The organism is Enterococcus sp. AZ149, assembly GCF_051714285.1.
In the GTDB taxonomy this organism is placed as follows: domain Bacteria; phylum Bacillota; class Bacilli; order Lactobacillales; family Enterococcaceae; genus Enterococcus_D; species Enterococcus_D entomosocium.
On the sequence record NZ_JBIORO010000001.1, the window covers coordinates 2,945,138 to 2,971,590 of the forward strand.

General features: G+C 42.1%; 25 protein-coding genes and 2 other annotated features. Of the genes, 7 read left to right on the plus strand and 18 right to left on the minus strand.

What is annotated here, in order from left to right; all coding sequences use genetic code 11:
• Positions 1-67: 67 nt before the first annotated feature.
• Together aspS and hisS are read right to left on the minus strand one after the other, a co-directional pair.
• Positions 68-1,843 (minus strand): aspartate--tRNA ligase, encoded by a 1,776-nt coding sequence (gene aspS, locus IGI94_RS13595; protein WP_008379543.1) that lies wholly within the window; start codon positions 1,841-1,843, stop codon positions 68-70.
• A gap of 11 nt (positions 1,844-1,854) precedes the next feature.
• Complete coding sequence (gene hisS, locus IGI94_RS13600) at positions 1,855-3,153, minus strand: histidine--tRNA ligase (RefSeq protein ID WP_034872142.1); 1,299 nt, start codon at positions 3,151-3,153, stop codon at positions 1,855-1,857.
• Positions 3,154-3,642: 489 nt separating this feature from the next.
• Positions 3,643-3,847 (minus strand) — a binding site (T-box leader).
• Between the two features lie 189 nt (positions 3,848-4,036).
• Here hisS and IGI94_RS13605 point away from each other — a divergent pair.
• Both IGI94_RS13605 and IGI94_RS13610 read left to right on the plus strand, forming a co-directional pair.
• A complete protein-coding gene (locus IGI94_RS13605; RefSeq protein WP_008379539.1) occupies positions 4,037-4,471 on the plus strand; it encodes an acyl-CoA thioesterase in 435 nt (144 codons plus the stop codon).
• 90 nt (positions 4,472-4,561) lie between these two features.
• Complete coding sequence (locus IGI94_RS13610; RefSeq protein ID WP_008379536.1) at positions 4,562-4,732, plus strand: hypothetical protein; 171 nt, start codon at positions 4,562-4,564, stop codon at positions 4,730-4,732.
• A gap of 68 nt (positions 4,733-4,800) precedes the next feature.
• Here the strand turns inward: IGI94_RS13610 and IGI94_RS13615 are convergent, their stop codons facing one another.
• From IGI94_RS13615 to nox, 14 genes are all read right to left on the minus strand, one after another.
• Entirely contained in the window at positions 4,801-5,439 is a 639-nt protein-coding gene (locus IGI94_RS13615; RefSeq protein WP_061053303.1) for a PepSY domain-containing protein, read from the minus strand.
• Between the two features lie 107 nt (positions 5,440-5,546).
• On the minus strand, positions 5,547-6,905 hold the full coding sequence (locus IGI94_RS13620; protein WP_438899880.1) for a sensor histidine kinase: 1,359 nt from the start codon (positions 6,903-6,905) through the stop codon (positions 5,547-5,549).
• Complete coding sequence (locus IGI94_RS13625) at positions 6,895-7,602, minus strand: response regulator transcription factor (RefSeq protein WP_438899881.1); 708 nt, start codon at positions 7,600-7,602, stop codon at positions 6,895-6,897. Before IGI94_RS13625 ends, IGI94_RS13620 begins: the two co-directional genes overlap by 11 nt.
• A 142-nt stretch (positions 7,603-7,744) precedes the next feature.
• Positions 7,745-9,181 (minus strand): ABC transporter ATP-binding protein, encoded by a 1,437-nt coding sequence (locus IGI94_RS13630; RefSeq protein ID WP_061053305.1) that lies wholly within the window; start codon positions 9,179-9,181, stop codon positions 7,745-7,747.
• Positions 9,178-9,879 carry an energy-coupling factor transporter transmembrane component T gene (locus IGI94_RS13635; RefSeq protein WP_008379524.1) on the minus strand — a complete coding sequence of 234 codons (702 nt, stop codon included), beginning with the start codon at positions 9,877-9,879 and terminating at the stop codon, positions 9,178-9,180. Before IGI94_RS13635 ends, IGI94_RS13630 begins: the two co-directional genes overlap by 4 nt.
• Positions 9,876-10,475 carry an MptD family putative ECF transporter S component gene (locus IGI94_RS13640; RefSeq protein ID WP_005233871.1) on the minus strand — a complete coding sequence of 200 codons (600 nt, stop codon included), beginning with the start codon at positions 10,473-10,475 and terminating at the stop codon, positions 9,876-9,878. The genes IGI94_RS13635 and IGI94_RS13640 overlap by 4 nt, the downstream gene beginning before the upstream one ends.
• Before the next feature lie 602 nt (positions 10,476-11,077).
• Positions 11,078-11,236: a hypothetical protein gene (locus IGI94_RS13645; protein WP_225869312.1), complete on the minus strand. Its 159-nt coding sequence runs from the start codon at positions 11,234-11,236 to the stop codon at positions 11,078-11,080.
• 81 nt (positions 11,237-11,317) lie between these two features.
• Positions 11,318-11,905, minus strand: coding sequence for a hypothetical protein (locus IGI94_RS13650; RefSeq protein ID WP_008379520.1), 588 nt, complete (start codon positions 11,903-11,905; stop codon positions 11,318-11,320).
• A 35-nt stretch (positions 11,906-11,940) separates the two neighbouring features.
• Positions 11,941-12,840 carry a hypothetical protein gene (locus IGI94_RS13655; protein WP_008379518.1) on the minus strand — a complete coding sequence of 300 codons (900 nt, stop codon included), beginning with the start codon at positions 12,838-12,840 and terminating at the stop codon, positions 11,941-11,943.
• A gap of 25 nt (positions 12,841-12,865) precedes the next feature.
• Positions 12,866-15,997 (minus strand): RNase A-like domain-containing protein, encoded by a 3,132-nt coding sequence (locus IGI94_RS13660; protein ID WP_008379516.1) that lies wholly within the window; start codon positions 15,995-15,997, stop codon positions 12,866-12,868.
• A 589-nt stretch (positions 15,998-16,586) separates the two neighbouring features.
• Positions 16,587-16,946 carry a 50S ribosomal protein L20 gene (rplT, locus tag IGI94_RS13665; RefSeq protein WP_003128653.1) on the minus strand — a complete coding sequence of 120 codons (360 nt, stop codon included), beginning with the start codon at positions 16,944-16,946 and terminating at the stop codon, positions 16,587-16,589.
• 63 nt (positions 16,947-17,009) lie between these two features.
• Positions 17,010-17,210 (minus strand): 50S ribosomal protein L35, encoded by a 201-nt coding sequence (rpmI, locus tag IGI94_RS13670; RefSeq protein ID WP_003128650.1) that lies wholly within the window; start codon positions 17,208-17,210, stop codon positions 17,010-17,012.
• Between the two features lie 60 nt (positions 17,211-17,270).
• Positions 17,271-17,792 (minus strand): translation initiation factor IF-3, encoded by a 522-nt coding sequence (gene infC, locus IGI94_RS13675; protein ID WP_005228103.1) that lies wholly within the window; start codon positions 17,790-17,792, stop codon positions 17,271-17,273.
• 47 nt (positions 17,793-17,839) lie between these two features.
• Positions 17,840-17,963, minus strand: a sequence feature (ribosomal protein L20 leader region).
• Between the two features lie 99 nt (positions 17,964-18,062).
• On the minus strand, positions 18,063-19,397 hold the full coding sequence (gene nox / locus IGI94_RS13680; RefSeq protein WP_061053308.1) for a H2O-forming NADH oxidase: 1,335 nt from the start codon (positions 19,395-19,397) through the stop codon (positions 18,063-18,065).
• 332 nt (positions 19,398-19,729) lie between these two features.
• On the opposite strand from nox, the gene IGI94_RS13685 reads away from it, so the two are divergent.
• A complete protein-coding gene (locus tag IGI94_RS13685) occupies positions 19,730-20,365 on the plus strand; it encodes a pentapeptide repeat-containing protein (RefSeq protein WP_074536712.1) in 636 nt (211 codons plus the stop codon).
• Here IGI94_RS13685 and IGI94_RS13690 read toward each other — a convergent pair.
• On the minus strand, positions 20,362-21,267 hold the full coding sequence (locus IGI94_RS13690; RefSeq protein ID WP_008379505.1) for a magnesium transporter CorA family protein: 906 nt from the start codon (positions 21,265-21,267) through the stop codon (positions 20,362-20,364). The genes IGI94_RS13685 and IGI94_RS13690 overlap by 4 nt on opposite strands.
• A gap of 90 nt (positions 21,268-21,357) precedes the next feature.
• Positions 21,358-22,002 (minus strand): deoxynucleoside kinase, encoded by a 645-nt coding sequence (locus IGI94_RS13695; protein ID WP_008379503.1) that lies wholly within the window; start codon positions 22,000-22,002, stop codon positions 21,358-21,360.
• Between the two features lie 305 nt (positions 22,003-22,307).
• On the opposite strand from IGI94_RS13695, the gene mvk reads away from it, so the two are divergent.
• The 4 genes from mvk to fni are packed head-to-tail and all read left to right on the plus strand — an operon-like array spanning position 22,308 to position 26,387.
• A complete protein-coding gene (gene mvk / locus IGI94_RS13700) occupies positions 22,308-23,240 on the plus strand; it encodes a mevalonate kinase (protein ID WP_175445295.1) in 933 nt (310 codons plus the stop codon).
• Positions 23,233-24,231 (plus strand): diphosphomevalonate decarboxylase, encoded by a 999-nt coding sequence (mvaD, locus tag IGI94_RS13705; protein WP_034878304.1) that lies wholly within the window; start codon positions 23,233-23,235, stop codon positions 24,229-24,231. Before mvk ends, mvaD begins: the two co-directional genes overlap by 8 nt.
• A 36-nt stretch (positions 24,232-24,267) precedes the next feature.
• A complete protein-coding gene (locus tag IGI94_RS13710; protein ID WP_005233792.1) occupies positions 24,268-25,350 on the plus strand; it encodes a phosphomevalonate kinase in 1,083 nt (360 codons plus the stop codon).
• On the plus strand, positions 25,347-26,387 hold the full coding sequence (gene fni / locus IGI94_RS13715) for a type 2 isopentenyl-diphosphate Delta-isomerase (protein ID WP_074536710.1): 1,041 nt from the start codon (positions 25,347-25,349) through the stop codon (positions 26,385-26,387). The genes IGI94_RS13710 and fni overlap by 4 nt, the downstream gene beginning before the upstream one ends.
• The last annotated feature ends 66 nt before the right edge of the window (positions 26,388-26,453 follow it).

The window sequence follows — 26,453 nt, forward strand, 5'->3', positions numbered from 1 at the left end:
CTCATGAACTTTTTTCATTCATTCACCAATTTCTATTTCATCACTCATTTCATCATGGGTTTAACGCTTATTCGTTTTCTTCAACCGTTGTTACATCAATGCTCAAGTCAAACAGTTGCATTGGCGAAACGGTACTTGGCGCTTGTGACATTGGATCAGCCGCTTTCCCATTTTTAGGGAAGGCAATGACTTCGCGAATGTTTTCTTCACCAGCCAAGAGCATGACTAATCGGTCTAACCCAAGGGCGATGCCGCCATGTGGTGGGAAACCATAATCCAAAGCATCCAATAAGAAGCCAAATTGATTTTGCATCTCGCGACGTGAGAAGCCTAGCGCTTCAAACATTTGCTCTTGCACTTCCCGTGTATGGATACGCAATGATCCGCCACCTAGCTCGTAACCGTTTAGCACGATATCGTAAGCTTGCGCATAGACTTTTGAAGGGTCTGTCGTTAACAACGGCAGATCGCTTTCTTTTGGCAATGTGAACGGATGGTGAGCAGAAACATAGCGACCTGCTTCTTCATCGTATTCAAATTGCGGCCAGTCAGTAACCCATAGGAAGTTGAATTTGCTCTCGTCGATCAAGCCTAATTCTTTTCCTAATTTATTACGGATCGCACCTAACGTCGCTGAAACGATCTCAAAGGAATCGGCACCAAACATCAGAATATCGCCAACTTCCGCATTGGCTGCTGCAATAATCGCGTCGGTTGCTTCCGTCAAGAATTTAGCGATAGGTCCTTTCAATCCATCTTCTTCAACTTTGACCCATGCCAATCCTTTGGCACCAAATTGGCCAGCGTAATGGCCTAGATTGTCCATGTCTTTTCTTGAGTATTTGTCTGCAGCCCCTTTGGCATTCAAGACTTTCACAACGCCGCCTTTTTCAAGAGCCATTTGGAAGACTTTAAAATCAACGTCTTTCACAACTTCTGATAAGTCGATAAGCTCCATGTCAAACCGTGTATCTGGTTTGTCACTGCCGTAGCGTCCCATTGCCTCATCATAGGTCATCCGTGGGAATGGCAAGGTAACTTCGATGCCTTTGACTTCTCGCATCACTTTTGCCAATAGCTCTTCCGTATAGGTTTGGATTTCTTCTGCCGTCAAGAAAGAGGTTTCGATATCGACTTGGGTAAATTCTGGTTGACGGTCGCCCCGCAAATCTTCGTCACGGAAGCAACGTACGATTTGATAGTAGCGATCGAAGCCGGCGCCCATCAATAACTGTTTAAAAATTTGTGGTGATTGCGGCAACGCATAGAAATGACCTGGATAGATCCGTGAAGGAACCAAATAATCCCGCGCGCCCTCTGGTGTTGATTTTCCTAGATAAGGTGTTTCGATATCCAAGAACTCGTTCGTGTCTAAGAAATTGCGGATCACTTGCGTCGTTTTCGCCCGCATCACGATGTTGTTCGTCATTTTTGGACGACGCAAGTCTAAATAACGGTATTTCATGCGAATCTCGTCGCCAACGGTTTGATCATCTTCAATCAAAAAGGCTGGTGTTTTTGCAGTGTTTAAAATCGTGATTTCGCTGATCATCACTTCATAGGCACCTGTCACCATTTTCGGATTGATGGCTTCTGGTGCACGATTGATGACTTGACCCGTTACTTCTAATACATATTCGCTGCGGCATTTGTCCGCGATTTCCCAGGCTTCTTTCGAAACCTCAGGATTGAAGACGATTTGCACGATCCCTTCCCGGTCGCGTAAGTCAATAAAAATCACGCCACCTAAGTCACGGCGCTTTTGCACCCAGCCTTTTAGTGTCACTGTCTGGTTTAAATGGGTCTCATTTACTAACCCGCAATATACTGTACGTTTTGTCATTCTTTTTCTCCTCACTCAAACATTTTGGTTGTCATTTCATCGTAGATCTCATCGAAGCGGGCATAAAGATCCGCTAACGGAAATTGTTTTTCTTCACGGCTTGCCATGGATTTGATATTGATCACTTGTTCTGCTAATTCTGTTTCGCCTAGAGTCAGAACCAACCGTGCCCCTTGTTTATCAGCAGATTTGAACTGGGCTTTGGCTTTACGATCCATGAAATCACGATCGGCAGAAAAGCCGAAATTACGAATCGCTTGCACGACTTTCAGCGCTTCTAAATTGGTTTCTTGTCCCAGACCAACCACATACGCATCTAACTCATTCAAAGCAGGAATCACAACTTCTTCGGCTTCCATAGTGATCAATAAACGTTCGATCCCCAAAGCAAAACCAAAACCAGGTGTTTCTGGTCCACCTAGCTCTTCCACTAAATGATTGTAACGACCGCCGGCACAGATGGTGGCTTGCGCCCCCATTTTTGGTGCATCACTCATGATCTCAAAAATCGTGTGGGTATAATAATCCAGACCACGCACCATATTCGAATCGACCTCATAAGGGATCTCCAACGCATCCAGCATACTCGTTACGGTTTCAAAATGTGCCTTGGCATCTGGCGTTAAGTAGTCTAAGATCGATGGCGCATCTGCCACAAATTTTTGGTCTCGCTTGTCTTTGCTGTCAAGAACCCGCAAAGGATTCTCATGCAAGCGGCGTTTTGAATCCTCACTAAGCTCCGCTTCATGGGGCGCTAGATAATCGATCAACGCTTGACGATAGTTTTGGCGTGTCTCTTTGTCACCTAATGAATTGATGACCAAGCGCAATTGACTAAGTCCTAATTGACGATAAAAATCCATTGCCATCGCCATTGTCTCAACATCGGTCGCTGGATTTGCTGAACCGAAAACTTCGACACCGATTTGGTGGAATTGACGCAAACGGCCTTTTTGCGGACGTTCATAACGGAACATTGGTCCCATGTAAAACACTTTATAAGGCTTCGTATGTTCTGGTCCGAATAGTTTGTTTTCGACATAAGAACGAGCGATCGGTGCGGTGCCTTCTGGACGCAACGTCACATGCCGCTCTCCTTTATCGTAAAAATCATACATTTCTTTTGAAACGATATCCGTTGTGTCACCGACACTGCGGGCAATCACTTCAAAGTGCTCAAAAATCGGTGTCCGAATCTCGTTGAATTGGTAATCGCGAAACACTAAACGTGCTGTTTCTTCCACAAATTGCCATTTTTCGGATTCTCCTGGCAAAATATCGTTGGTTCCTTTTGGACGTTGGTAACTCATCGTATGCATCCTCCTATTTGTTTCATGGTTGCCCATGTTCTTTGCTTTCATTGCTTGTTTGCTTATTCACCTATTGCTTGTTACTCATTGATGTGGGTGGGTTGTTCTCGTGTTTGGCTTTTGGGTTATTGCGCTTTTAGTGGTTGGTTGCTGCTGGTCATCATCTATTCTGTCTTGCTCCAAAAGACAATCCCAGTGATTCCTAGTATGGTTACTACGCTCCCTGTGGTCGCCTAGTACTGTTCATCATCTATTCTGTCTTGCTCCGCAAGCCAACCCCAGTGATTCCTAGTATGGTTACTACGCTCCCTAGGGTCGCCTAGTACTGTTCATCATCTGCTCTGTCTTGCTCCGCAAGCCAACCCCAGTGATTCCTAGTATGGTTACTACGCTCCCTGTGGTCGCCTAGTACTGTTCATCATCTATTCTGTCTTGCTCCGCAAGCCAATCATAGTGATTCACAGCAAAAAACTCGCCCTTGTTTTTTTATACAAGGGCGAGTTTTGATTACACGCGGTACCACCTAAATTCGAGAAATGTTCTTCTCCTCTCGATTAACGCTCGGTCACGGAACAGCTTTTCTTCTGTTCATCTCCAGATTGTCTTTCCTTTACACGTCCTAAACTGCTTTCAGCCGGGGCAGTTTTCTCTTTTAAGGAATAGAATAAAGTACTCGATCCTTCACTGATTTTTGATATTATCTATAAACTACAAGAAAGCTATGAAAAAGTCAAGGTGTTTCACTGTCTTTTTCACTCCGCTGCTTTCCAGTAGCGTTTTCTCTAGTGATCAACGCAAAGAAGTTCTCCTTCTGTTTGCTTTTCTTTCTTTTTGCGTTATGCTGAATAACGAAGGTTTTGTTTCTATGAAAGGAGCTGTTTTTATGTCTTTATATTCAGGCTATATCCGTCAACCACACTACTATGAGACCGATCAAATGGCGATCATCCATCACGCCAATTATATCCGCTGGTTTGAAGAGGCCCGCGTGGAATTACTGGCGTTTTTGGATTTACCATATCATACCATCGAAGAAGCTGGCTTGATCGTTCCTGTGCTGGAAGTCAGTGCGCAATACAAAACGATGATTCGTTACGAAGATGAGGTGCGAATCGATGTTTTGGTCGACAAATATACGGGCACGCGTTTGGATTTTCGCTATGAGATCTACAAAACTAGCGATGGTCAGTTGGCTACGACAGGGACTTCAAAGCATTGTTTTTTAGCAAAAGAGACCAATCGCATCGTGCAGCTGAAGCGTAGTTTTCCTGAAATCCATCAACGATTTGCTGATTATGCTGCCCTGTCAGGAGAATAATCAATTCTGATCACTTATTTAAGTCAAAATCCTTGCTTTTTGAAACGGCTTTCGTATAATCAAAAGTAATTTCAGGGAAGGATGATGGCGATGTACGTGATTAAAGTTTTGCATGGTTACATTGGCAAAGATGGTCGTCGCACTCGTGAAAAAATTCCAGACAAGTTATGGGTCTTTGAAGATCGGAAGCAGTCCGAAGCATTTGCAGATAAAATTGGTGGTCGCGTCAAACCGTTAACTGAAGTCAAACAGCATACGTAAAGAAATAAGCCGTTATCGTCTTTTGCGCATAGACGATAGCGGCTTATCTTTTTTACTGCGTAAAAGGATTAGTCATCCAATTCTGTTTCAAGTACTTCACCTGTTTGGGCATTGATTTTCACATCTGTTTGTTTGTTGCCATCTTCTACTTTGACTTCCCAATAGGTTACATTCATTTCTTTGTCTAAGGACCAATCTGTTGCTTGACCACCGCCAGCTTCTTTCACGGCGATATCAGAAATTTCTTCCAATGAAAGCAAGTTGGTTAGGTCCAATTGATCGGCATCTTTTTTGACACCGTTTTGTTCATCGGCATCCAATTTTTCCGTTCTTTCTTCAGAAGTTTCTTTGGTTTCTGCATCGATCTTTAATTCAAACTCATTCGTTTCATCCACGCCTTCTACTTGGTAGAAGTAATTGCCAAAAGAAGTATCCAAATCAATCGAAGTGATCGCTGCATCTGGGTATTTGTCTTGGAATACTTGGATCGCTTCTTCTACGGTCACCGTAGGCAAGCCCCCATTGGCGATCGCTGCACTGCTTGAAGAGCTGTCCGCTGCTTGTGATGAGGTTGTTTCACTTGATGAGGCAACTGCTGTGCTTGAGCTGCTGTTTTGCGCAGGTTCTGAATTTCCCGTGTTGTTTTGTGTACATCCTGCCAATAACCCTAATGCGGCAATTCCGAATAAAATAGTTGTTTTTTTCATGTTTCATTCCTCCAATTGTTTGTGTATTCCTTTTTTCTATATATTTAGAATAACAAGTTCCCAAAGAAAAAGAATCAAAATTGCTTGAAGAAAATCTAAAAAAATCTTCATCTTTCTCTTTCATTTGGAAAGGCCAGCTTAAAGATACTGCCTTGCGGTTGATTGTCTGTCACGGTGATTTTGGCATGATATTTGTCTGCCAGCTGTTTTACCAGTGAAAGCCCAATGCCTGAACCGGCAATCTGGCTAGAACGAGAATCTTCTACCCGATAGAACCGTTCAAAAATCAAGGCTTTCTTATCATCGGGAATCCCAATGCCAAAATCGACGACGGTTAAAGACAACTGCCTTTGCTCTTGTGTCAAGGTCACATGAATCGGCTGATCAACAGGCGAATACTTCGCGGCATTTTCTAACAGGTTTTGGATGATTTGCTGGAAGTCACGTTTATGTCCTCGCTTCATACACTGGTTCTCCACAAAATATTCAATCGATTGCGGAACGATCGTCGCTTGTTTTTCACACTCTTCTCGGACGATCTGAGAAACATCAACGAGGGTCATTTCATCTTGGGATTGATTTTTTTCTAGGTCCAGCAATTGATTGCTCAATGTTTCCAAACGCTTCGACTCTTTGTCGATAAACGCCATTGAGGAAGGAATGACTTCGGGATGTTTGGTTCCACGCCGCTGGATCAATTGGACATGTCCGCGAATCGCAGCCAAAGGTGTTCGCAGCTCATGGGAAGCATCGGCAACGAATCGTTTTTCCCGTTCGATCGTCTCACGCTGTTCTTTCAACAATTTATTGAAAGCCAATGCCACCGAACGAATCTCGATGGGCTCTTCAGAAACCGTCAGTTCTCCTGTTCGACTTTGTTCAATGGCAGCAATTTCTTGCGCCATACCAGTAAGCTTCTGACTCCATTTCCCGACACTCCAATAAATCAGCAGGCTGCCAATCACAACAGCGATCAGATTCAAGAAACTGCTGATCATAAAGAGGCCATAGGCTAATTCCACACTATCCTCCCCATTGATAGCGATCGTCACCTGATCCCCATCGACTTCTTGGGTTTTCGTGTAATAGATGCCCTCCTCTGTAAAAACGATGTCTTCGAGAAAAGGAATCACTCGCCCTTGATTGATATCGGCAAAAATCTCTTCCGCATCTTCTGATGAAACGACACTGCCGTCGGCTAAGATCACTTGCAGGACGTCTTCTTCATCTGCCGAGACATAGGCATTGACGAGAAAGTCCCAGGCATCCCCTGATGCCTCACCTTTTTCGATGGCTTCAAGGATGTTGCTGGCACGATTTTCGATATGTTCAAACAAATAACCTACGGATAATAAAATAAACAGCAGATTGAAGAGAATCAGCAGACCAAAGAGAATCAAGGAAAAGCGGCTCGTCAATTGAAATTGGGCTGTTTTTCTACGTTGGTTGGCTGATTTATTCTTCATGATCGGTCCTCAAGACATAGCCTAATCCACGAACGGTTGCGATCATTTTGCCTTTGCCGCAAACATCCAGCTTGTTCCGCAGTGTGCGGATATAGACATCTACAACATTCGTTTGGCCGTCGTATTCATAGCCCCAAATCTCATTCAATAGGTCATCTCTCGTTTTGACGACCTCGGGTTCTTTCATCAATTCATATAAAATGCCAAACTCTTTGGGCGTCAACTCAACGGTTTCACCGGCAACCTGAACCAAGTGCTTGGCGATGTCCATCATCAGCTCCCCCGCCACTAATTGGTTTTGCTGGTTCTTTTGTTGTTTGGCTTCTCGTTGCAACCGCCGCTCGATCACCCGAATTCTGGCAAACAGTTCTTCTATTTCAAAAGGTTTCGTTAAATAATCATCTAATCCGACATCAAGCCCCGTCACCACATCGGCGGTTTGATTTCTGGCGGTCATCATCAAAATCGGGATGTCGCTTTCTTTACGTATCCGCCGCGCCACTGTGATGCCGTCATAGATTGGCAGCATCCAATCCAATAAAATCAGATCAAAAGCATTTGCTTGCTGATTGAACAAGGTCAATGCCTCTTGCCCATCTTTGGCCCAGACCGTGTCATATCCCTCAAAAGTCAATTCGGTCTGGATAAAACTGGCTAAACTTTCTTCGTCTTCTACTAGCAAGATCTTCAAAGTCATATGCGCTCCTCCTCTGGTTTTGCTTCTATCATAACGGATTTTTTCAAAACTTCCTAACTGATTGAAAGAAAAAAAACATGAAGATTTTTTCATGTTCGACCAAAAAAAGACGGCATGAACCAAGGTTCACTCCGTCTTTCAGTTATTCCATATTTTTTGCCAGCTGATACGTGCCAACAAGTTCTCCTTTTTCGAGTTGAATCATGTAAGGACATGTTTCAGCTAAAAACTCACGATCATGACTGATCACGGCTAATAAATCAACTTCTTTGGCAACTATTCGCAACAGTTTTGCGACTTCTTCCATTTGCTGCAAATCTAACCCACTCGTTGGTTCATCGAAAAACAACAAGCGTTTACCAGAAAGCAGGGCACTGCCGATGGCAACTCGTTGTTTTTCCCCACCCGACAAGCTTTGCGGATGTCGGGCAAGGAGTGGTGTTAAGTGCAACAATGAGACAATTTCTTCAAAACGCGCTGGGTTTTGAGCTTTGATCAGCAGCTCTTTTTCCACCGTTTCAAAAAACAGCTGCAAGTTAACATCCTGCATCACAAGAAAGCTTTCCTGCAGCAGCTGCTTTTGGGTCCGCTTTTGTCCATTGATGGCAAATACTGCTTCTGGGCATTTTTTCAATCCTGACAGGACTTGCACCAACGTACTTTTGCCAGCACCATTTGGTCCAACGATCCCCACAGCTTGCTTCGTCGGCAATTGTAGTTCAGGCAAGTTAAGCGCCCAATTTCTGCTGTTTGCTGAACGTTTCGATTGCTTGATCTGCAGATGCGTTGCCCTTAATCCAGACTTTTCTGGCAAAGATTCTCGGCAGTGCTGATTTTCCAATGCCGCCTCGCCTACTTTTCGCAATCCCAACTCGTGAATTGCCTCCTCGGGCAGTGACAAAAGCTGAGCTGCTGGATAAGACGCCCGCAATCGTCCTGCTTCTAATAGACAGAAGCGATCTGCCAGTGGCGCCAAATACGCCAAGCGGTGTTCGGCGATCACAATGGTTTTCCCTTGTTGTTTTAAAGAAGCCAATCCTTTAGTCAACTTTTGGATCGCTTCTTGATCCAAATTACTGGAAGGCTCATCCAATAGGAACACATCATGGGGCAGCATCGTGGCTGCAGCGAGAGCAATCAGCTGCTTCTCCCCACCAGATAGGTCAAAGACACTAGCATCAAGCAACGGGGTCAGGGAAAACTGCTGTGCTACTTCGGTGATTCGCTGCCGAATGTTTTCTGGTGCGACGCCCGCATTTTCCATCGAAAAAGCTAACTCCGAATAGACATCCGTGGTGAAAAATTGAGTCTTGGGGTTTTGAAAGACGACGCCAATCGTCTGGGCATAATGGGAGAAATCGGCAACTGGCAAGTCTGTTTCTCCGACACGGATCTTTCCTTGCACTTCGGCGGGATACAGCTCAGGGATCAAGCCATTCAAAACATTGAGCAAGGTCGATTTTCCGCTGCCGCTAGCGCCGCACAAAACGATGACTTCCCCAGCTGCGACTGTCAAAGAAAGCTCAGATAATACGGTTCGATTTTCTCGTTTCACTGACACTTGTTCTAGTGTGATCATCCAAGCCACATCCTTTTCACGATAAAGCCGCCTAATGCTAAAAAGACCAAGCCATCCCACCAGCGCAGCTTCAGTTCGTGGACGGTGGTATGGGGAGTTTCTGATGCTAACCCGCGAACCAGCGCCGTAGCCGACAGTTCGGTTGCGGTCTTTTCAGCCGACATCAGTAATGGGATCAAAAAATACTCCGCACTTTGCAGTGGATGAAGCAAGATCGATCCTGCCGACAGCGAGATGCCGCGAAAGCGCATCGCTTGGCGAATACTTTTGAAATCTTGTACCAATGTGGGGAAAAAACGAAATAAGACTGCCAGCGGGACTAATAATACATTGGGCACGTGCATTTTTTGCAACGCCGCCATCCACTCACTGTTCTTCGTCCCACTAATGGCAAAAGCCGCCGCCATGATCGTTGGCAATAAGCGGCGATAACCGACGGAAAAGAAATCCAGCAACACGATCAATAGGTGGTTTCCTTGGCGAAACAAAAAACTATCTGCCAGTGTCAGCAAGACAAACACGCCATAGAACATCAGGCCTTTTTTCCAAAAGCCGCTGACTAAAAATAGCAGCAGCAAGAACGTGACAAAGACAAACTCATCGATCCAGCTAATGGACACCATCATAGTAAAACTAGCAAAGAGAATCACCGCCAATTTGCTGCGGGGATCAAACCTTGTTTTCGACACATTCCTCACCCTTTATGCGATTGGATCGTTGGTTGAAAATGTTTTTCCATCAAGCGGCTACCAATGCCTAAACCAGCCACCGCACCAATCAAAACGGCCAATGCACAAAGCCCCAACATCACATTGGAGGTATGAGCAAACACACCGGCAATGTAGGTTTCATCTTTTCCGCGAGCCACTAATGAATCGATGTAGGCATTTTTCATAAACCACAGGGGCAAGATCGGGCCCATCAAGCCAAAACTAAAGACGATATAACTCGCCAGTACGCGAACGTTCTCTTTGAGCTTTGTTTTGTATTGAATCAAATCAGCTGTTAAGGCACAAATCATATTGGGCAAAAAGGCCAATGGAAAATGTCCTGAAATCAAAAAAAAGAGCCCTACCACGGTACCCATAATGGTGATTGCGCCAAATTTCGGTACTTTATTCAATAAAATCAGATAGATAATGCCAGAAAACAAAGCGGTGACTGCTGGAATAAATAAATTATGAAAACCTGGGATCACAAAACGCAAAATCAATAGACAGACGCTCATTAAAAGAAAATAGATCGCTGTATAGATCCCCACTGCAATTAAATCTTGAACCTTTAGTTTTTTCACTGCGTATACGCTCCTTCTTGCAAGCAATCAATGAAAAAACCGTTGCTGCTTGCTTGTACAAACTTATTTTTACAAAGCCTCAGTATAGCACAAAGCAGACGTTTTTATGGGGAGATATGCTTATCAACAGTCGATTTTCTTCTAGAACAGAACCAACAAACAGACGTGACTTCTGAATGGCTCCATTTCAACACACAGGGACCTTTAAAGATCCACTAATGGAAAAATGATGCTTTCACACGCTTAGTTGTTTTCTCCTCTTCCCATCTTTGCGAAATTAATGAATAATAGATAAAGACAAACATTAAAAATCAGCACAGACTCTTCATCATTTTCTTTATTAAGAAACCAGCAGGTGCTTCTAAAAAAAAACAATAAGAAAGCTGACTGTCGCTTATTCGTTGAAGAAAATCAACGCTGTACTGCTGTGTAAACAGCATAAACCCAACTGTAAAAACATTTTGACACTTGATTTCAAGGCATTGTCAAAGACATTTGATCGTTAGAACACAGACATTGGCCTAAACTAATGATAGAAGGAGCGGATAAAATGAACTTAAGCAAACAAATAAAAAAACATCGGGAACGATTAAGTCTCTCTATTAAGGTAGCTCAATGATATCTTCTCGCACGCCGAGAAACAGATAGCTGATGGTTTTACTTGCTTCATCGACAATCTTAAAAAGTTTGGTATTGCGTTGCTCTGTCCAGCCATTCTCTGGTTTATGGCTAAAAAGATAGCATGCTTTCTTGAGCTCCATTTCCCACTCTTCTTGTGAGAAGGCTTGAATTTCCAGTTTATGGTACTGAATAGCAACTGTCTGCTTTATATTTGGATAGTATTATTTTCGATCAAGAAAATGGGCATTTTGTTTCTGAATCCACTGATCATAAAATTTCTGCCATTCTTCAGCATTTTTTATTGTTATCGTTTCAACGTCTTCATTGAATAGATGTCGAAAACCATCGTATTCTTCTGATTTATGCTTCTCAGCAACTGTTTCAGTACCGGAGAATTTTTTATCTTTTCCCCCTATCACTGGTTCAAAACAATAGAATATATAGCCAACTTTATCTTTAAAACGTTCAATATAAGACCCCTTTACAAAAATTGTCTCAGCGAACAAAAGAGTGCGTTCTTTTTCCTGTGCAGGGGTCCAATGATCTTTTTTTCTATGCCTAAATTGATAGTAAAGCGGACGGATATGTTCTTCTAGCTTCTCCGTTGTTTCTTCATCATAGAAATATCTCCATCCTTCAAGATAAAAAACATAGTCTTGATCCTTTTGGTCTTGATTGGCTCTATAGGTTTCTTTTTGCCCTTGATAATATTTGCTTTCTTTTTTCTCCATTTGGGCATACCAGTTTAGTAGGTTTTGCATATATGTTAAATCTTTTTCTTCTATGTCTTCATAATATACGTTGCGCATTTATTTTCTTCCTTTGTAGTAATTTCAGCTCCCCATCAACACTCTATCTCTTGACTATAAAACCACACATTTGCACCTTCGTTATTCAGCAAATCAATAATGTCTTCTCGAATGCCTAGAAAGACATAGTTGATCACCGTGCCACTTTCATCAATCACTTTAAATAACTTGGTACTTCGCTGTTCGGTCCAGCCGTTTTCTGGTTTGTGACAAAAAATATAGCCGACTTTCTTGAGTTCTGCCTCCCATTCTGGCTGCGTCTTTGCTTGAATTTCTCGTTTATGGTATTGAACAGCTACTGTTCTGTTTATCGCCTTATTATACCTTCTTTTTTCTATGAACCATTGGTTTTGATCTATGAGCCATCGATCGTAAAACATACACCATTCTTCCCATTCATGGATAGTAACTGTCTCAATATCTTCGTAAAACAAATGGCGGAATCCATCATATTCTTCTTTTTTCTCTTGCTCCTCAACAGCTGATTGCATTGGAGAACCTGAATTGTCATCATTGGAGAAATTTTTATTCTCTATCCTAATAATCGGTTCAAAACAACAAAATAAATAAGTAATACGATCTTTAAAACGTTCAATAGGTGAGCCCTTCACTAAAATTGTTTCCGCAAATAAAAGCTCTCGCTCTTTTTCCTGTTCTGGCGTCCATTGGTCTCCTTCTCTGTGGACAAACTGATAACGAAGACTTTCGATATGTTTTTTTAGCTTCTCTGGTGTTTCTTCATCATAACCATATCTCCATCCCTCAAGATAGAAAATATAGTCTTGATTCTCTTGATCTTGATTGGCTGTATAGGTCTCTTTCTGTCCTTGATAGTACTTACCTTCTTTTTTCTCCATTTCGGCATACCAGTTTAGTAGGTTTTGCATATATGTTAAATCTTTTTCCTCTATGTCTTCATAATATATGTTACGCACTTGTACTCTTCCTTTCATTATTCGTTTAATCACCCATTTTATAAACTGGATAACTCGTCAATACTCTAAATCCTTTTTCAGAGGATGAAGGCATCAGAAACAGTTGATTATTCCTTAGCGGACTCCAAGGAACATTATTACTATTATATCCTTTCCCCAACGCAAACGGAGTATCTACAAATTGTCCTTTCTGCTTACCTACATTCTGAAAAACTTCTGGATGTTTCAGCTTGGTCACATTGATGGCAATCAATGCTTCCACTACCCCGTAGTAAGTGGAACTAAACAAGAGATTGTCTGTATTCAGACGATTTTTCAAGTATGCATCCGACTTCATTACATGTTTTTCAATTGTATGTCCTCGTTTATTGCCTTGTCCTTCCAACTCGTCTTGGACTAAGTCTTTGAATGTATACCATTCATATTCATCCTCAATATTATCAATTCCTAATTCATCAAGATCTGCCAAAATCTTATAGATAGCCAATTTACTGGCCCCTGCAGCAGATTTTCGGATATCATCTGGGATAACACTTTTAGGCAGTTCTTCTCCAGTTTCGGTGTTTTTGATTTCACCCGTCTCATCATTTACTCCATAGGTTTTCCCCTCATAGGAAACGATCCCGTGGTAGGTGAATTTTTCAAGCTCTTCCCAACTACCAGTTTCAAATTCTCGAAAAATAGACGGGGTTGTTAATTGTAACTGATTGGTATGGATCAGATGTGCTGCGTAGTAAACGACCAGCGTTCCAGCCATCGCTAGAAGTAAGGTTGACCCGGTAATCACAAATCGCTGTTGTGGACCAAAATTGACTATTTGAGCATCTGTATAGAACTGACCATTTCCAACATATTGTAGCGGCGCCGAAAGGGACGTACTTCCTAATGGCAGATTGCCAACATTAGGAAATGTTTGCTCTCTTAAATTGGTGCCCAATAAGTAGTTTTTACCAAACATTGCATCTAAAACTGGATGGCTTCCTCGCGAGGTTCGCCAAATTGAATTTAACTTATTTGAAACACTTACTGCTGTTGGTAATTGAAGTGGTCGATGGTGGGGAGCATATATGTCGGTCAATTCTTGATGAAACACACCATTTAAGTAGATATGTGTTCGCTCTGGATTGGTATCAATTGAAAGCTGGAAATCATTGAACTGGTGTCGCCTGATTTGTAGCGTTGTTTCAGCCGTAATATCCGTCATCGCAATATAGTAGCTGCCAGCAGGTAAATCAAGGGTAACGGTATTGTTAGAGCCTGAGTACTTTCGATCAAATACCTTCGTTTCATTTTCTTGATAGACTGTTAATCTTTGACCTGATCTACCTCTCATATCAAAATCTAGTCTGGTTGTCTCATCTAGTGTAAGTGAAAAATATTGGTTTTTGATAGATCGACGACCCTCGTTAAAGAAACGCCAAGGTTGGATATGATTATTCTTTTTAGCAACAAGCAAATCAATACTGTTCGGAATAACAATACTGATTTCATCTTCTGACCAGTGATTAATCCAATTCAAAAAATAGTTTAAGTCCTTGTCTGCACACGGATCATAGCCGCTTGGAACATCTTTATAAAATTCAAAAAATTCTGGTCGCATTGTAAAGTAATAGCTTTGACTTGATTTATACCTGATTTGGTTTGCTCCAGGATCTCCTCCTGTAAGCGTAAAACGAGGTCTTTCCATTTTTATTCTTGAAGGAGGCATTCGGTTGATTACTTTTCCATAGGAATATCTTCCATCTTTAGAACGAATCAAGAAGTAACTTTCTTCGTTTAAAAGAAGATACTGAGTACCAGATACATTATTATTACTTTTTACTTCCAAGTCCTTCGTATGGTCTTTTTCTTCAAAGCGGTCATCTATTCCTTTATTCGACCTTCTCACATAATGATCAAGCGTCATATACTCTTTTTCTACAATACTGATTTCATCTTCCGACCAGTGATTAATCCAATTCAAAAAATAGTTTAAATCTTTATCTGCACATGGGTCATAGCCTTTTGGAACATCTTTATAAAATTCAAAAAATTTCGGATGCATCTTAAAATAATAACTTTGACTCAATTTATATCTGCTTCGATGGGCTCCAAGTTCTCCTCCTATATGCGAGAATCGCGAGCCGGATATACTCCCGACCGAAGAAGGAAGATACACAGTTTTTCCATATGAATATTTCCCGTCTTTAGACAGAACTAGGAAGTATGCTTCTTGTTTTAAAAGAGTATGTTGGTTTCTTTCTGAGCGTATGTCTGTTTCTAAGTTCAAATTATTCGTATAATCCTTATCACCCCAATCACTCTGCAAATTACTTCTAAATAATTCATCGAAATCAGCGTGTCTTACTGTGGTATAAGAATTTTCACCATTTACTTCATTTGGTTCTGAGTATACTTCTTCATCAGATTCCGATTTTTTGTCACTTTTATCAGAATCACTAGATGTCGCATCCTCAGAATTTTCATCCATACTAACCCCTTCAACATTTTCTTTTGACTCTTCCGATTGTTTATTTTCCTGCGATTCTTTACTAGTCGAAAAATCGTGATTGGTTTCTTCTCTAGAGGATGTACTTTGTTGTGAAGATTCAAGTGCTTTTTGATTTGACTGTTCTTGCTTTACTTGGTCCTGATAATCAGTAAATAAATCTCGAATAATTATCGTTTCCTCTAAATCGGAAAGCAATTCAGATAAATCAGCTGGTTTGTTCAAATACAGGTCGTACCAAGTTTCATCAAAAAAACCATACCAAGCATAGTTGACGATAATAAAGGTCATAGGTGAGGTTGGTTTTGTCGTTTTACTATGATTTTGGATAAAGTCAGCTACTTCTGATGGTGCTAGTTGCCAACTGCTTTCATCAATCAATTGATGAAAGTCCCCATCTTTAAAAACGGGAAAATATTTTTGGTAATCCAACTGTCCTTCTACATAAAATCGAATATTGATTGGATTTAAGAATACCCAGTCTTCCTCTTGAAAAATCTCGGACAGTTGCTCTTTCTCAGTCGAGAAATCTACTTGTTCTGCTGGCTCAGATAAAAAGTAAATTCCTCTGCTTGTTTCAATTTCCTCTGCTACAACGATGGATGCTGGTAAAAAATAAGGAATCAATAACCCCAATACACTCCATAAAATCAACAAACGCTTTTTCATTTTTCATCTACTCCCATTTTGAATCAGTTTATTCATCCTGTCCTATTCCTATGGCGAGTATTTTTTTGAATATTCTGAAAAATGCACCTATTTAAAATTCTAATTTTCTATGTATTACATATATTTTGCAAAACCCGATTCACATTGGCTATCCAATGTTCTTTCCATAACCTCCTTGTATCATCCTCTTTTCGAACTAAGAAAGCCATTGACACAGCCATAAAACATTGTACATCGACTGCTGATAATGACTTAAAGTTAATCCTATATTCACAATAATTATATTATTTGGGTATTCTTTTGTCAAAAAATACTTTTATTTTTATTTTTCACAGCAAATAACGACCTATTTATTAACAATAAACTACTTCCGACACCTTAAATTATGCGACAAAATCGATCAGTTTCTTTATATATTTATCCGCTTGATTTCTATGATTAATAAAAAATTTTTAATCAAGAAACACGCTTTATTCCTTTGATTTGCGTACTAAAGAAAGTACATCAGTAAAGGATCGCACTGTTTTGTAAAAAAGTATAAAAAAAACCCCGCTCAAAGAGCGGGGCTAACGTTGTTGCCAACGATTGATTATTTGTTTAAAGCGTCTTTTGCTTGGTCAGCTAATGCAGTAAATGCTGTTGCATCGTTTACAGCCAAGTCAGCTAACATTTTGCGGTTGATGTCGATTTCAGCTAATTTCAAGCCGTGCATCAATTTTGAGTAGCTTAAGCCATTCATACGAGCCGCTGCGTTGATACGAGCGATCCACAATTTGCGGAAGTCGCGTTTCTTTTGACGACGATCGCGGTATGCGTAGTTGTATGAATTCATTACTTGTTCTTTTGCTGTTTTAAATAGAGTGTGTTTAGAACCGTAGTAACCTTTTGCTAATTTAAGCACTTTTTTACGACGTTTACGAGTTACTGTTCCACCTTTAACACGTGCCATGTATAATTCCTCCTAATATGAAAATCGATAATTGTTTGTATACGTGAAGCTTGGGTTACGCAATTATTTCATGCGTGCTAGTTGTTGACGGATACGTTTGTAATCGCCAGCTGAAACCATTGAAGCTTTACGCAATTGACGACGTTGTTTTTTTGTTTTGCCGTGGAAACGGTGACTGGTAAAGGCACGGAAGCGTTTCAATCCGCCGCCGCCAGTGCGTTTTACGCGTTTTGCTAATCCGCGGTGTGTTTTTTGTTTTGGCATAACTAATTTCCTCCTCAAAATCTTTCGTTATCTGACTTTAAACTGAAACTCAGTGAGTCATTATTTATCGTTTTTTGGTGCTAATACTAAGAACATACTGCGGCCATCCATTTTTGGCTTTTGCTCAACAGTTGCCAAATCAGCAGTTTCTTCCGCCAAACGATCTAACACTTTCTGACCAATTTCTTTATGGGTAATGGCACGGCCTTTGAAACGGATCGAAGCTTTCACTTTGTCCCCTTTTTCAAGGAATTTACGTGCATTACGCAATTTTGTGTTGAAATCATTGACGTCGATCGTTGGACTTAAACGAACCTCTTTAATGTTGATTACTTTTTGTTTCTTACGAGCTTCACGGTCTTTTTTCTGTTGCTCAAAGCGGAATTTCCCGTAATCCATAATTCTTGCTACTGGCGGCTTAGCATTTGGTGCCACCAATACCACATCAAGGTTTGCTCGTTCTGCAATTTGCAATGCTTCAGCTTTACTCTTTACACCAAGTTGTTCGCCGTTTTGATCAATCAAACGCAATTCACGTGCACGAATGCCGTCGTTTACCATCATATCCTTTGCTATGGTCATTCACCTCCGAGTTTTTTGAGAGAAAGAAAAGCTTGTCGATTCGAAATCAGACAATAAAAAAACGAGTTCTTCACGAACCCGCACGTACTCCACACAAATAAATGGTAGGAATCCTATTCTGCCCAGCGATATCTTCACTCAGGCGAGAAGCGGGTGCTTCTGCTTTTATTTCTCAACTTTTATAGTATACTGCTTTTTCCTCTTATTGTCAACAGTTTTCATGATTGTTTCAAAAAAAAGCCGGAGCATACGCTCCGACTTTCGTGTTTCTTATTCTGCTTTCAACGCAGCCATCGTGATGTAGTTGTATGGTTGATTGAAGTGAGGCAAGAAGAAGATATCTAATAGCTTCATCTTGTCGATCGTTACGCCTTCTTCGATCGCTAGTGAGAACATGTGGATGCCCATTGCGATTTCAGATGTTCGTGATGCCATTTGTGCACCAACGATGCGGCGTGATTCTTCTTCATAGACGATGCGGATTTTAACCGTCGCATTTTCTTTCATGAAGCCTGGTTTTTGGGTATCTTCGTAATCAGAGTATTTCACTTTCATGCCATTACGTTCGGCAGCTTCGACTGACAAGCCAGTTGAAACCATGTTGTAGCCGAAGATCGAAATCCCGTTTGATCCTTGAACACCTGTTGATTCTAAAGAAGTTCCGCCGATATTATGGGCAGCGACGATCCCTGAACGTACGGCATTCGTTGCTAATGCGATATAAGTGGTTTGTTGCAAAGCATTTGAGTACACAGTTGCACAGTCACCGACTGCGTAAACATCTGCATCGCTTGTCCGTTGATGGCGGTCCACTAAGTACGCGCCGTTAGCAAACAATTCCAAATGATCTTTGCCTAGCTCATTGTTTGGTAAGAAACCGATCGCATTGATCACTAGATCAACTGGGTATTCGCCGTTGTCTGTTACAACTGCTTCTACTTTCTCTGTTCCTTTGTATTCACGTGCTAATTCACCGAAATGCAATTCAATACCATTGTCAGCTAAGTTTTTGTCCATATCTTCTGTGAACCATTTGTCGTAGTAGTTTGGCAATGCCCGTGTCGCTGCATCAAAAAGCAACACATTTTTACCACGGCGTTTTGCTGCTTCAGCAATTTCAACACCGATGTAACCAGCACCGATAACGGCAACGTTTTTCACGTCTTCTGAGGCTAACTCTTTATCAACCGTTTGTCCATCTTGGAATTTTTTCAAGAAATGGATGTTTTTCAAATCACGTCCAGGTACTTTTGGTGAAATTGGCACAGAACCAGTTGCGATGACAACTTTGTCATAAGATTCAACGATCGTTTCACCGTCATTGGTTACAGCATGCACTTCTTTTTTCTCAAAATCGATATGGTCAACCACTGTTTCCATATGAATTTTTGCACCTTTTGCTTCAAAATCTTCACGTTTTGTATAGAACAAGCCTTCGTATGAATCGATTTGACGTCCAACCCATAAAGCAGTCCCACAACCTAGGTAGCTTAAGTTTGTATTACGGTCGATCATTACGACCTCTTGGTCTTTGTAGTTATCTAATAGTGTATTGGCAGCAGCAATCCCCGCGTGGTTTGCACCGATAATAACTGTTTTTGTCATGGAAAATTTCCTCCTTTTGTTTACATTGTCATTATAGCTCGCTTGTGAATTTGAAAACTATCAACTTTTTCGCGATTTTAAAAATTTGTGACAGTTTTTCGTTGATATACGTCACTTTCAGCGGATTAAGTTTCTATATCAAAATTATTTTCGTCTTGCAAGTAAAAAGATTGTGAAAAAATATGTATTCAAAATCAAAGGTTTTCCTTGTTATAAAAGCATTCTGCAAACCGATTGAATAAATTTCACAATACCCCACCGCTTTTTCGTAACTATCGCGGCATCGATTCGCCGTGTTATACTGAGAGAAAAACATACAGGATGGGATCTTGATGAAGAAAAAAATCGTATTGCCACTACCGCCCGTATTGTCGGCATTAGAGCCACAGGATTTTTATTTAGAAGAAGAACTGCTTTTCGAAGGTGGGTTGTTCGAAGGCGGTGATTATAGCTATGATACTTGCAAAAACCTTATCTTGAAGCAATGTCATTTCAAGAAAGTGACGATGCAAAAAACACGCTTGAGTCAATGGGAATGTCAAAATGTCCTCTTTGAGAACTGCGATTTTTCTAATCTGGAATGTTTTGGTGCCAGCTTTCATCGCGTTCACTTTAAACAGTGTAAATTGACTGGTACGAATTTTGCGGAAAGCTATTTCCGTGACTGTACCTTTGAAGATTGCGTGGCAAACTTTGCTTCTTTTAGCAATACCAATTTACGGACGATGCTGTTTCGTCAGTGCCAACTAAACGACAGTGAGTTTTATGAGATGGATTGGAAACACTTGACGCTACAAGAAAACCAGTTGAACAATAGCAACTGGTTTCACACAAAATTAGCAACTTTAGATTTTCGGACCAATCAATTTCAAAAGATCGCGTTGTCCTTTGAACACTTGCGAGGACTAACAGTCGATCAAGAACAAGCCTTGGTCATCGCCGCCGGTCTAGGTTTGGTGATCGACTAACGAATTCTGCGCCATAAAGCAATCAACATCCAGACGGATAACACTAAACTGATCAACAAGGCAATACCCCAACCGAAAATACTATTGGTAAAAGGCAGCGGAACATTCATGCCAAAGAAACTGGTGACGATGGAAGGCACAGTCAATAAGAGGGACCAAACGGTCAAAAACTTCATGGTATCATTCAAGTTATTGTTTAATAGATTATTGTAGGTACCAGACAATTGTTCCAAAATTTGGAATGCCAGTTGGGTCATTTCCACTGCCTGTTTGGCTTCGATCAAGGCATCATCCAGTTGTTCCCGCTCATCATCATCCATCAAACGATAAATGGATAATGCTTTGATTTGCTCCAAGAGGACCGCATTTTGTTTCGTGGCAGACACTAAAAAAACCAGTCCAACTTCCAAATCAGACATTTGCAGTAAGTTTTTATTGGTTGTTTTTTCCCGTAGTCGCTGATTCAAGCGAATCCGCTCACTATTGACTTCTTCGACTAACGGAAAAAACGTTCCAGAAATCAAGAACAAGCTTTGAAACAAAAAATGAATGGGCGTTTGCAGCGGGTTTTGCAGGATCAAGCGCTCCATCATTGGAATCACATAACGGGTATTGTGGGATGCAAAAGTAAAGAGTTGCTTCCTTTTTAAAATAAACGTCATCGGGCTGGTCTCAAAATGATTTTCACGCTTTTCTTGCTGAGGTACATTGAAAACCAGCAGCAATGCTTCCTCTTCGGCATCATATTCGACCCGCGCGCGTTCGTTTTTATCTAAAGAGTACGTAAGCATCTCGTCAGACAAATGATATTGTTTTTGCAGTGCCATCACGCTTTTTGCGTCTTGTTGGTCGACTTGAATCCATTCATAGTTTCCGTCATAAAAGACATGTTTGTTTTCCACAATCCATCCTCCACTCTTGCTTTCTTCTATTATAAAAGAAAACAGCCAGAAGCCCAATCAAAGGACTTTCCTGGCTGTATCGGCTATTACTTATTTACGGGCGTCTTTCAAGGCCTCTTCCACCATCGTTAAAACGGCCTGTGCCGCTTGCGGGTCTTCGACAAAATTGAATTGATCGCCATCGATCTGGATCTTTGGACTCTCATTGTACTCTTCGTACCATTGATCGTAGCGTTTGTTCAACTCTTTGTAGTAGTCGTATAACGAAGGATCAAAGGTCAACTGCTCATATTCCCGCCCACGTTTTTCAATACGCTCGAGCATCGTTTCAAAAGAAACGCGAATATGCACCAAAAGATCTGGATGCTTTTTGTGAGCTGCATACGGCAGCTCTTCTAACATATTGGCTAACAATTCATCATAGACTTTGACCTCGGTATCGGTCGCTCGCCCAAGGTCCGCATTTAAATGGAACAACAGTGAATCCTCATAAATGGAACGGTCCAGGACGTTATTGTCGTCTTTCATGGCTTGCTTGATACTTTCAAATCGTTTATTTAAGAAATAGATTTGCAGTAAAAACGCATATTTATTTGGATCTGCATAAAATAATGGTAACACTTCATTGTCATCGATCGATTCATAAAAGGCTTGACTGCCAAAATGATTGGCGATCAATGCGGTCAAACTTGATTTACCGGCACCAATCGTTCCTGCTAATACGATCACGCTCATATCCCCCAACTCACTCATCACTAAATATTGTATGTTGCATTTGCGATATCAACTATACAACACTATATCTTGTGCCGTCAACTGAAACTTTTGAAGCACAGATCAAGAATTTTTTCAATAAAAGTTTAAAGATTTTTGCTTTTTTTTGAAATCTCATACGGAATGCTTAACGAAAGAGCCTTCTTCTAGTAAAATAGGAAAGGATCTTTAATTAAATTGTGTTTTTGTCAGGAGATAGTTACAATTGACTGACAAACGATAAATGAATCATGTGGGGTAAGCTCCCTAGAGAAATGAGGAAAATAATGTCAATTGGTACTGGCATAGCTACAGGAAAAATCATCTTAATGGGTGAACATTCAGTTGTTTACGGTGAACCAGCAATTGCTTTCCCTTTTGCGGGAGCAAAAGTACAAGTCGAGATTACAGCAAATGAAACAAACACCTTGATTTCAAGTTACTATCACGGTCTGCTTGAAGAAGTCCCCAGCCACTTAAAAAATGTCAAAGACTTGCTGTATCGTCTGCAACAAGACTTCCACACGGGTCCTTTTGCAACCTCCATCGTCAGCACTATCCCTTCTGAACGGGGAATGGGTTCTAGCGCGGCGGTCGCTGTTGCACTGACTCGCGCTTTTTTTGATTGGATCAAAAAAGACTTTACAAAAGAAGAATTGATGACCTATGTCAACTTTTCTGAAAAAATCGCTCACGGCAATCCTAGCGGGATCGATGCTGCAGCAGCTAGCGGGACGGATGCCATTTACTTTATCAAAGGGCATCCCATCACTTCGTTTCCCCTCACGATCGACGGTTATTTGCTCGTCGCTGATACTGGAATCAAAGGGCAAACGAGAGAAGCAGTCAAAAGTGTCGCCCATCTTTTTGAAACCAGCAAGCAGCTGGCTAGTCAAGCGATCCAGCGTTTAGGGATCGAAACCAAAAGAGCCAAAGAGGCCATCATAGCCAATCAATTAGAAGTATTAGGCGAAAGCATGAACAATGCCCATCAGGCACTGCAGCAGTTAGGGGTCAGCAATCAGCAACTGGATCAGTTGGTTTCCTTAGCATTGGCACACGGGGCTTACGGGGCGAAGCTGACCGGCGGGGGCCGGGGCGGCTGTATGATCGCACTAACCAAAACGAAGGAACAGGCTGAGAATATCAGCCGTATTTTATTGTCCGATGGCGCTCGTGCGGCATGGATACAAGGATTAGGAGTTTATGAACATGTATAAGGGAAAGGCTCGCGCCTACACGAATATCGCATTGATCAAGTATTGGGGAAAACAAGATGAAACTTTCATTTTACCGATGAACAATAGTTTGTCCCTGACCCTCGATGCTTTTTACACAGAAACAACGGTGGCTTTTTCACCTGATTTTCCACAGGATTGCTTTACGCTGGATGGTGTGGTGCAAACAGACGTTGCTACCAAAAAAGTTGCGGACTTTTTGGATCTGGTACGAAAAAAAGCGGACTGCCCGTGGTATGCCACGGTGGAAAGTCAAAATTTTGTTCCAACCGCTGCCGGACTTGCCTCTTCTGCCAGTGGATTAGCGGCATTGGCGGGTGCCTGTAGTGAAGCACTGGACTTAAACTTGTCGGAGCAAGAATTATCCCGTTTGGCCCGTCGCGGTTCTGGTTCGGCGTGTCGGAGTATCTACGGCGGCTTTGCTGAATGGCATCAAGGCACCGATGAGACTTCTTTTGCCACGCAAGTGCCGTCGAATGGCTGGGAAGAAGAATTGAGTATGATCTTTATTTTGATCAACGCACAAGCCAAAGAAGTTTCCAGTCGTGAGGGGATGCGCCGAACCGTTGAAACCTCGAGCTTTTATCCGGGTTGGCTTACTGCCACCGCAACTGATCTCGTGAAAATGAAACAAGCGATTGCCGAGAAAGACTTTACTGCTTTAGGTGAAACGACCGAGGCCAACGCCTTGAAAATGCATGGAACGACCTTAGCCGCCGAACCACCTTTTACTTATTGGTCTTCTGAATCTTTACGAGCTATGGAATGTGTCCGAATGCTGCGAAAAAAAGGATTGGCTTGCTATTTCACGATGGATGCTGGTCCCAATGTCAAAGTTTTATGCCAAAAACAAGAAGAACAAACGATTTTACGTGAATTAAGTGCTCACTTTGCCTCAGAACAATTAGTAACTGCTCACGCGGGCAAAGGATTAGCCTTTTTACCGGTGGAAGAATCTTCTGCCATCAACTAAGAAGCCATTAAGAAGCCATCGATTAGGAGTGTCGAAATGATTGAACTATCCGTTCCCGGAAAACTATTTATTGCTGGTGAATACGCCGTTGTCGAACCTGGTCATCCTGCAATCATCGTTGCCGTTGACCAATTTATTACAGTCAATGTGGAAGAGGCCCGTAAAAACGGCAGCATCCAGTCTGCCCAATACAGCGACCTGCCGATTCGCTGGACGCGTCGCAAAGGCGAATTAGTCTTAGACCACCGGGATAATCCTTTCCACTATATTTTGGCAGCCATTCGTCTGACGGAAAAATATGCCCAAGAAAAAGGCATCCCCCTTTCCTTTTACGATTTAAAAGTGACCAGTGAACTGGATAACTCGAATGGTCGCAAATATGGCCTCGGTTCCAGCGGTGCCGTGACTGTTGCCACGGTCAAAGCATTGAATCTGTACTATCAAATGGAAATGGATCGGTTGACCCAATTCAAAATTGCGGCTCTTGCCCATCTCGCTGTTCAAGGCAATGGGTCGTGCGGTGATATTGCGGCCTCTTGTTATGGCGGCTGGATCGCTTTTTCAACCTTCGATCACGACTGGGTCTTAGCCAAACAAAAGGACCATACCTTAACAGAATTGATTGCTTTCGATTGGCCAGGATTATCGATCCGTCCCTTGACGGTTCCGAAATCGCTTCGACTATTGATTGGTTGGACAGGCTCTCCTGCCTCTACTTCTGATTTAGTGGATCAAGTCTATCAATCCAAAGAAGAAAAAGAAAACGCCTATGCCGCCTTTTTAGCAGCCAGCAAAGACTGCGTCAATCGATTGATCGACGGCTTCTTAAATGAAGACAGTCGCACGATCAAAAAAATGATCACGGAAAATCGAAAGCTCCTGCGAGAGTTGTCTGCACTAACTGGTGTACCGATTGAAACCCCCGCACTTAAAAAGCTTTGTGATCTAGCAGAAAATTATTGTGGCGCAGCCAAATCTTCTGGTGCCGGCGGTGGCGATTGCGGCATCGTGATCGTTGACCAGAAAACCGGTATTTTACCATTGATGAGTGCGTGGGAAAAAGCCGAGATCACCCCATTGCCGCTGCATGTTTACCATTACCGGGAGGACCTATCATGAATCGAAAAGATGAACATGTTTCCTTAGCAAAAGCGTTTCATAAAGAACACAGCAACGATTTTGATGCAGTTCGCTTGGTCCACCAGTCCTTTCCGCAAATTGACGTGGCTGATGTGGCAATTACGACGACTGTCTTTGACCGCTCATTTTCCAGCCCTTTTTTCATCAATGCCATGACAGGCGGCAGTGAAAAAACCTTAAAAATCAATCAAGAGTTAGCAGAGATCGCGCAAGCCTGTGATTTGATGATGGCAACCGGCTCCGTTTCGGCTGCCTTAAAAGACCCAAGTGTCGCCGATTCTTTCCGCATCGTCCGCAAAGCCAATCCTGACGGCTTCTTATTAGCCAATATTGGTGCGGGCAGTCCCGTTGAAAATGCACAACGGGCCGTAGAACTGTTTGGCGCCGACGCCTTGCAGATCCATCTTAATGCACCACAAGAATTAGTGATGCCCGAAGGCGATCGTCAATTTAGCCAATGGCTGTCCTTATTGGAAAAAACGATTGCTTCCGTTGCCGTTCCGGTTGTCGTCAAAGAAGTCGGCTTTGGGATGTCCCGTGAAACGATTCAGCAGTTACTGGCGATCGGCGTACAAACGATTGATGTTGCTGGCAGCGGCGGCACAAGTTTTACTCAAATCGAAAATGCTCGTCGAAAAAAACGTGAATTGGCGTATTTAGACACCTTTGGTCAATCCACCGTGATTTCCTTGCTGGAAGCAAATGAGATCCAACAGCCCTTTACCCGCATCGCTTCAGGCGGCGTTCGGGATGCTTACGATATCTTCAAAGCACTTTGCCTTGGTGCGGATAGCGTAGGACTATCCGCCACGATCCTCGTGCTGCTTTTGTCAAAAGGCAAAGAAGAAACCATCGCCACCTTACAATCATGGAAGGAACAGCTGCAGCTGCTCTACACAATGGCAGGACAGACAAGCACTAAAGACCTCACCAAGGTTCAGCTGATTTTTTCTGGCGCTGTCAAAGAGTGGTGTGAAGCACGTCAAATTCCCTTAGCAAAGTATAGTTTGCGTTGAGAGATCCAATCGCTGACTACCACATCAAATAAGTAAAAGCAGTACAATTCGTTTTTTATTGTGCTG

Bases quoted from the DNA above. Each gene is read 5' to 3' on its own strand.
- aspS (WP_008379543.1), bottom strand. From the start codon at position 1,843: ATGACAAAACGTACAGTATATTGCGGGTTAGTAAATGAGACCCATTTA.
- hisS (WP_034872142.1), bottom strand. From the start codon at position 3,153: ATGAGTTACCAACGTCCAAAAGGAACCAACGATATTTTGCCAGGAGAA.
- IGI94_RS13605 (WP_008379539.1), top strand. From the start codon at position 4,037: ATGTCTTTATATTCAGGCTATATCCGTCAACCACACTACTATGAGACC.
- IGI94_RS13610 (WP_008379536.1), top strand. From the start codon at position 4,562: ATGTACGTGATTAAAGTTTTGCATGGTTACATTGGCAAAGATGGTCGT.
- IGI94_RS13615 (WP_061053303.1), bottom strand. From the start codon at position 5,439: ATGAAAAAAACAACTATTTTATTCGGAATTGCCGCATTAGGGTTATTG.
- IGI94_RS13620 (WP_438899880.1), bottom strand. From the start codon at position 6,905: ATGAAGAATAAATCAGCCAACCAACGTAGAAAAACAGCCCAATTTCAA.
- IGI94_RS13625 (WP_438899881.1), bottom strand. From the start codon at position 7,602: ATGACTTTGAAGATCTTGCTAGTAGAAGACGAAGAAAGTTTAGCCAGT.
- IGI94_RS13630 (WP_061053305.1), bottom strand. From the start codon at position 9,181: ATGATCACACTAGAACAAGTGTCAGTGAAACGAGAAAATCGAACCGTA.
- IGI94_RS13645 (WP_225869312.1), bottom strand. From the start codon at position 11,236: ATGGAGCTCAAGAAAGCATGCTATCTTTTTAGCCATAAACCAGAGAAT.
- IGI94_RS13650 (WP_008379520.1), bottom strand. From the start codon at position 11,905: ATGCGCAACGTATATTATGAAGACATAGAAGAAAAAGATTTAACATAT.
- IGI94_RS13660 (WP_008379516.1), bottom strand. From the start codon at position 15,997: ATGAAAAAGCGTTTGTTGATTTTATGGAGTGTATTGGGGTTATTGATT.
- rplT (WP_003128653.1), bottom strand. From the start codon at position 16,946: ATGGCACGTGTTAAAGGTGGAACAGTAACTCGTAAACGTCGTAAAAAA.
- rpmI (WP_003128650.1), bottom strand. From the start codon at position 17,210: ATGCCAAAACAAAAAACACACCGCGGATTAGCAAAACGCGTAAAACGC.
- infC (WP_005228103.1), bottom strand. From the start codon at position 17,792: ATGACCATAGCAAAGGATATGATGGTAAACGACGGCATTCGTGCACGT.
- nox (WP_061053308.1), bottom strand. From the start codon at position 19,397: ATGACAAAAACAGTTATTATCGGTGCAAACCACGCGGGGATTGCTGCT.
- IGI94_RS13685 (WP_074536712.1), top strand. From the start codon at position 19,730: ATGAAGAAAAAAATCGTATTGCCACTACCGCCCGTATTGTCGGCATTA.
- IGI94_RS13695 (WP_008379503.1), bottom strand. From the start codon at position 22,002: ATGAGCGTGATCGTATTAGCAGGAACGATTGGTGCCGGTAAATCAAGT.
- mvk (WP_175445295.1), top strand. From the start codon at position 22,308: ATGTCAATTGGTACTGGCATAGCTACAGGAAAAATCATCTTAATGGGT.
- mvaD (WP_034878304.1), top strand. From the start codon at position 23,233: ATGTATAAGGGAAAGGCTCGCGCCTACACGAATATCGCATTGATCAAG.
- IGI94_RS13710 (WP_005233792.1), top strand. From the start codon at position 24,268: ATGATTGAACTATCCGTTCCCGGAAAACTATTTATTGCTGGTGAATAC.
- fni (WP_074536710.1), top strand. From the start codon at position 25,347: ATGAATCGAAAAGATGAACATGTTTCCTTAGCAAAAGCGTTTCATAAA.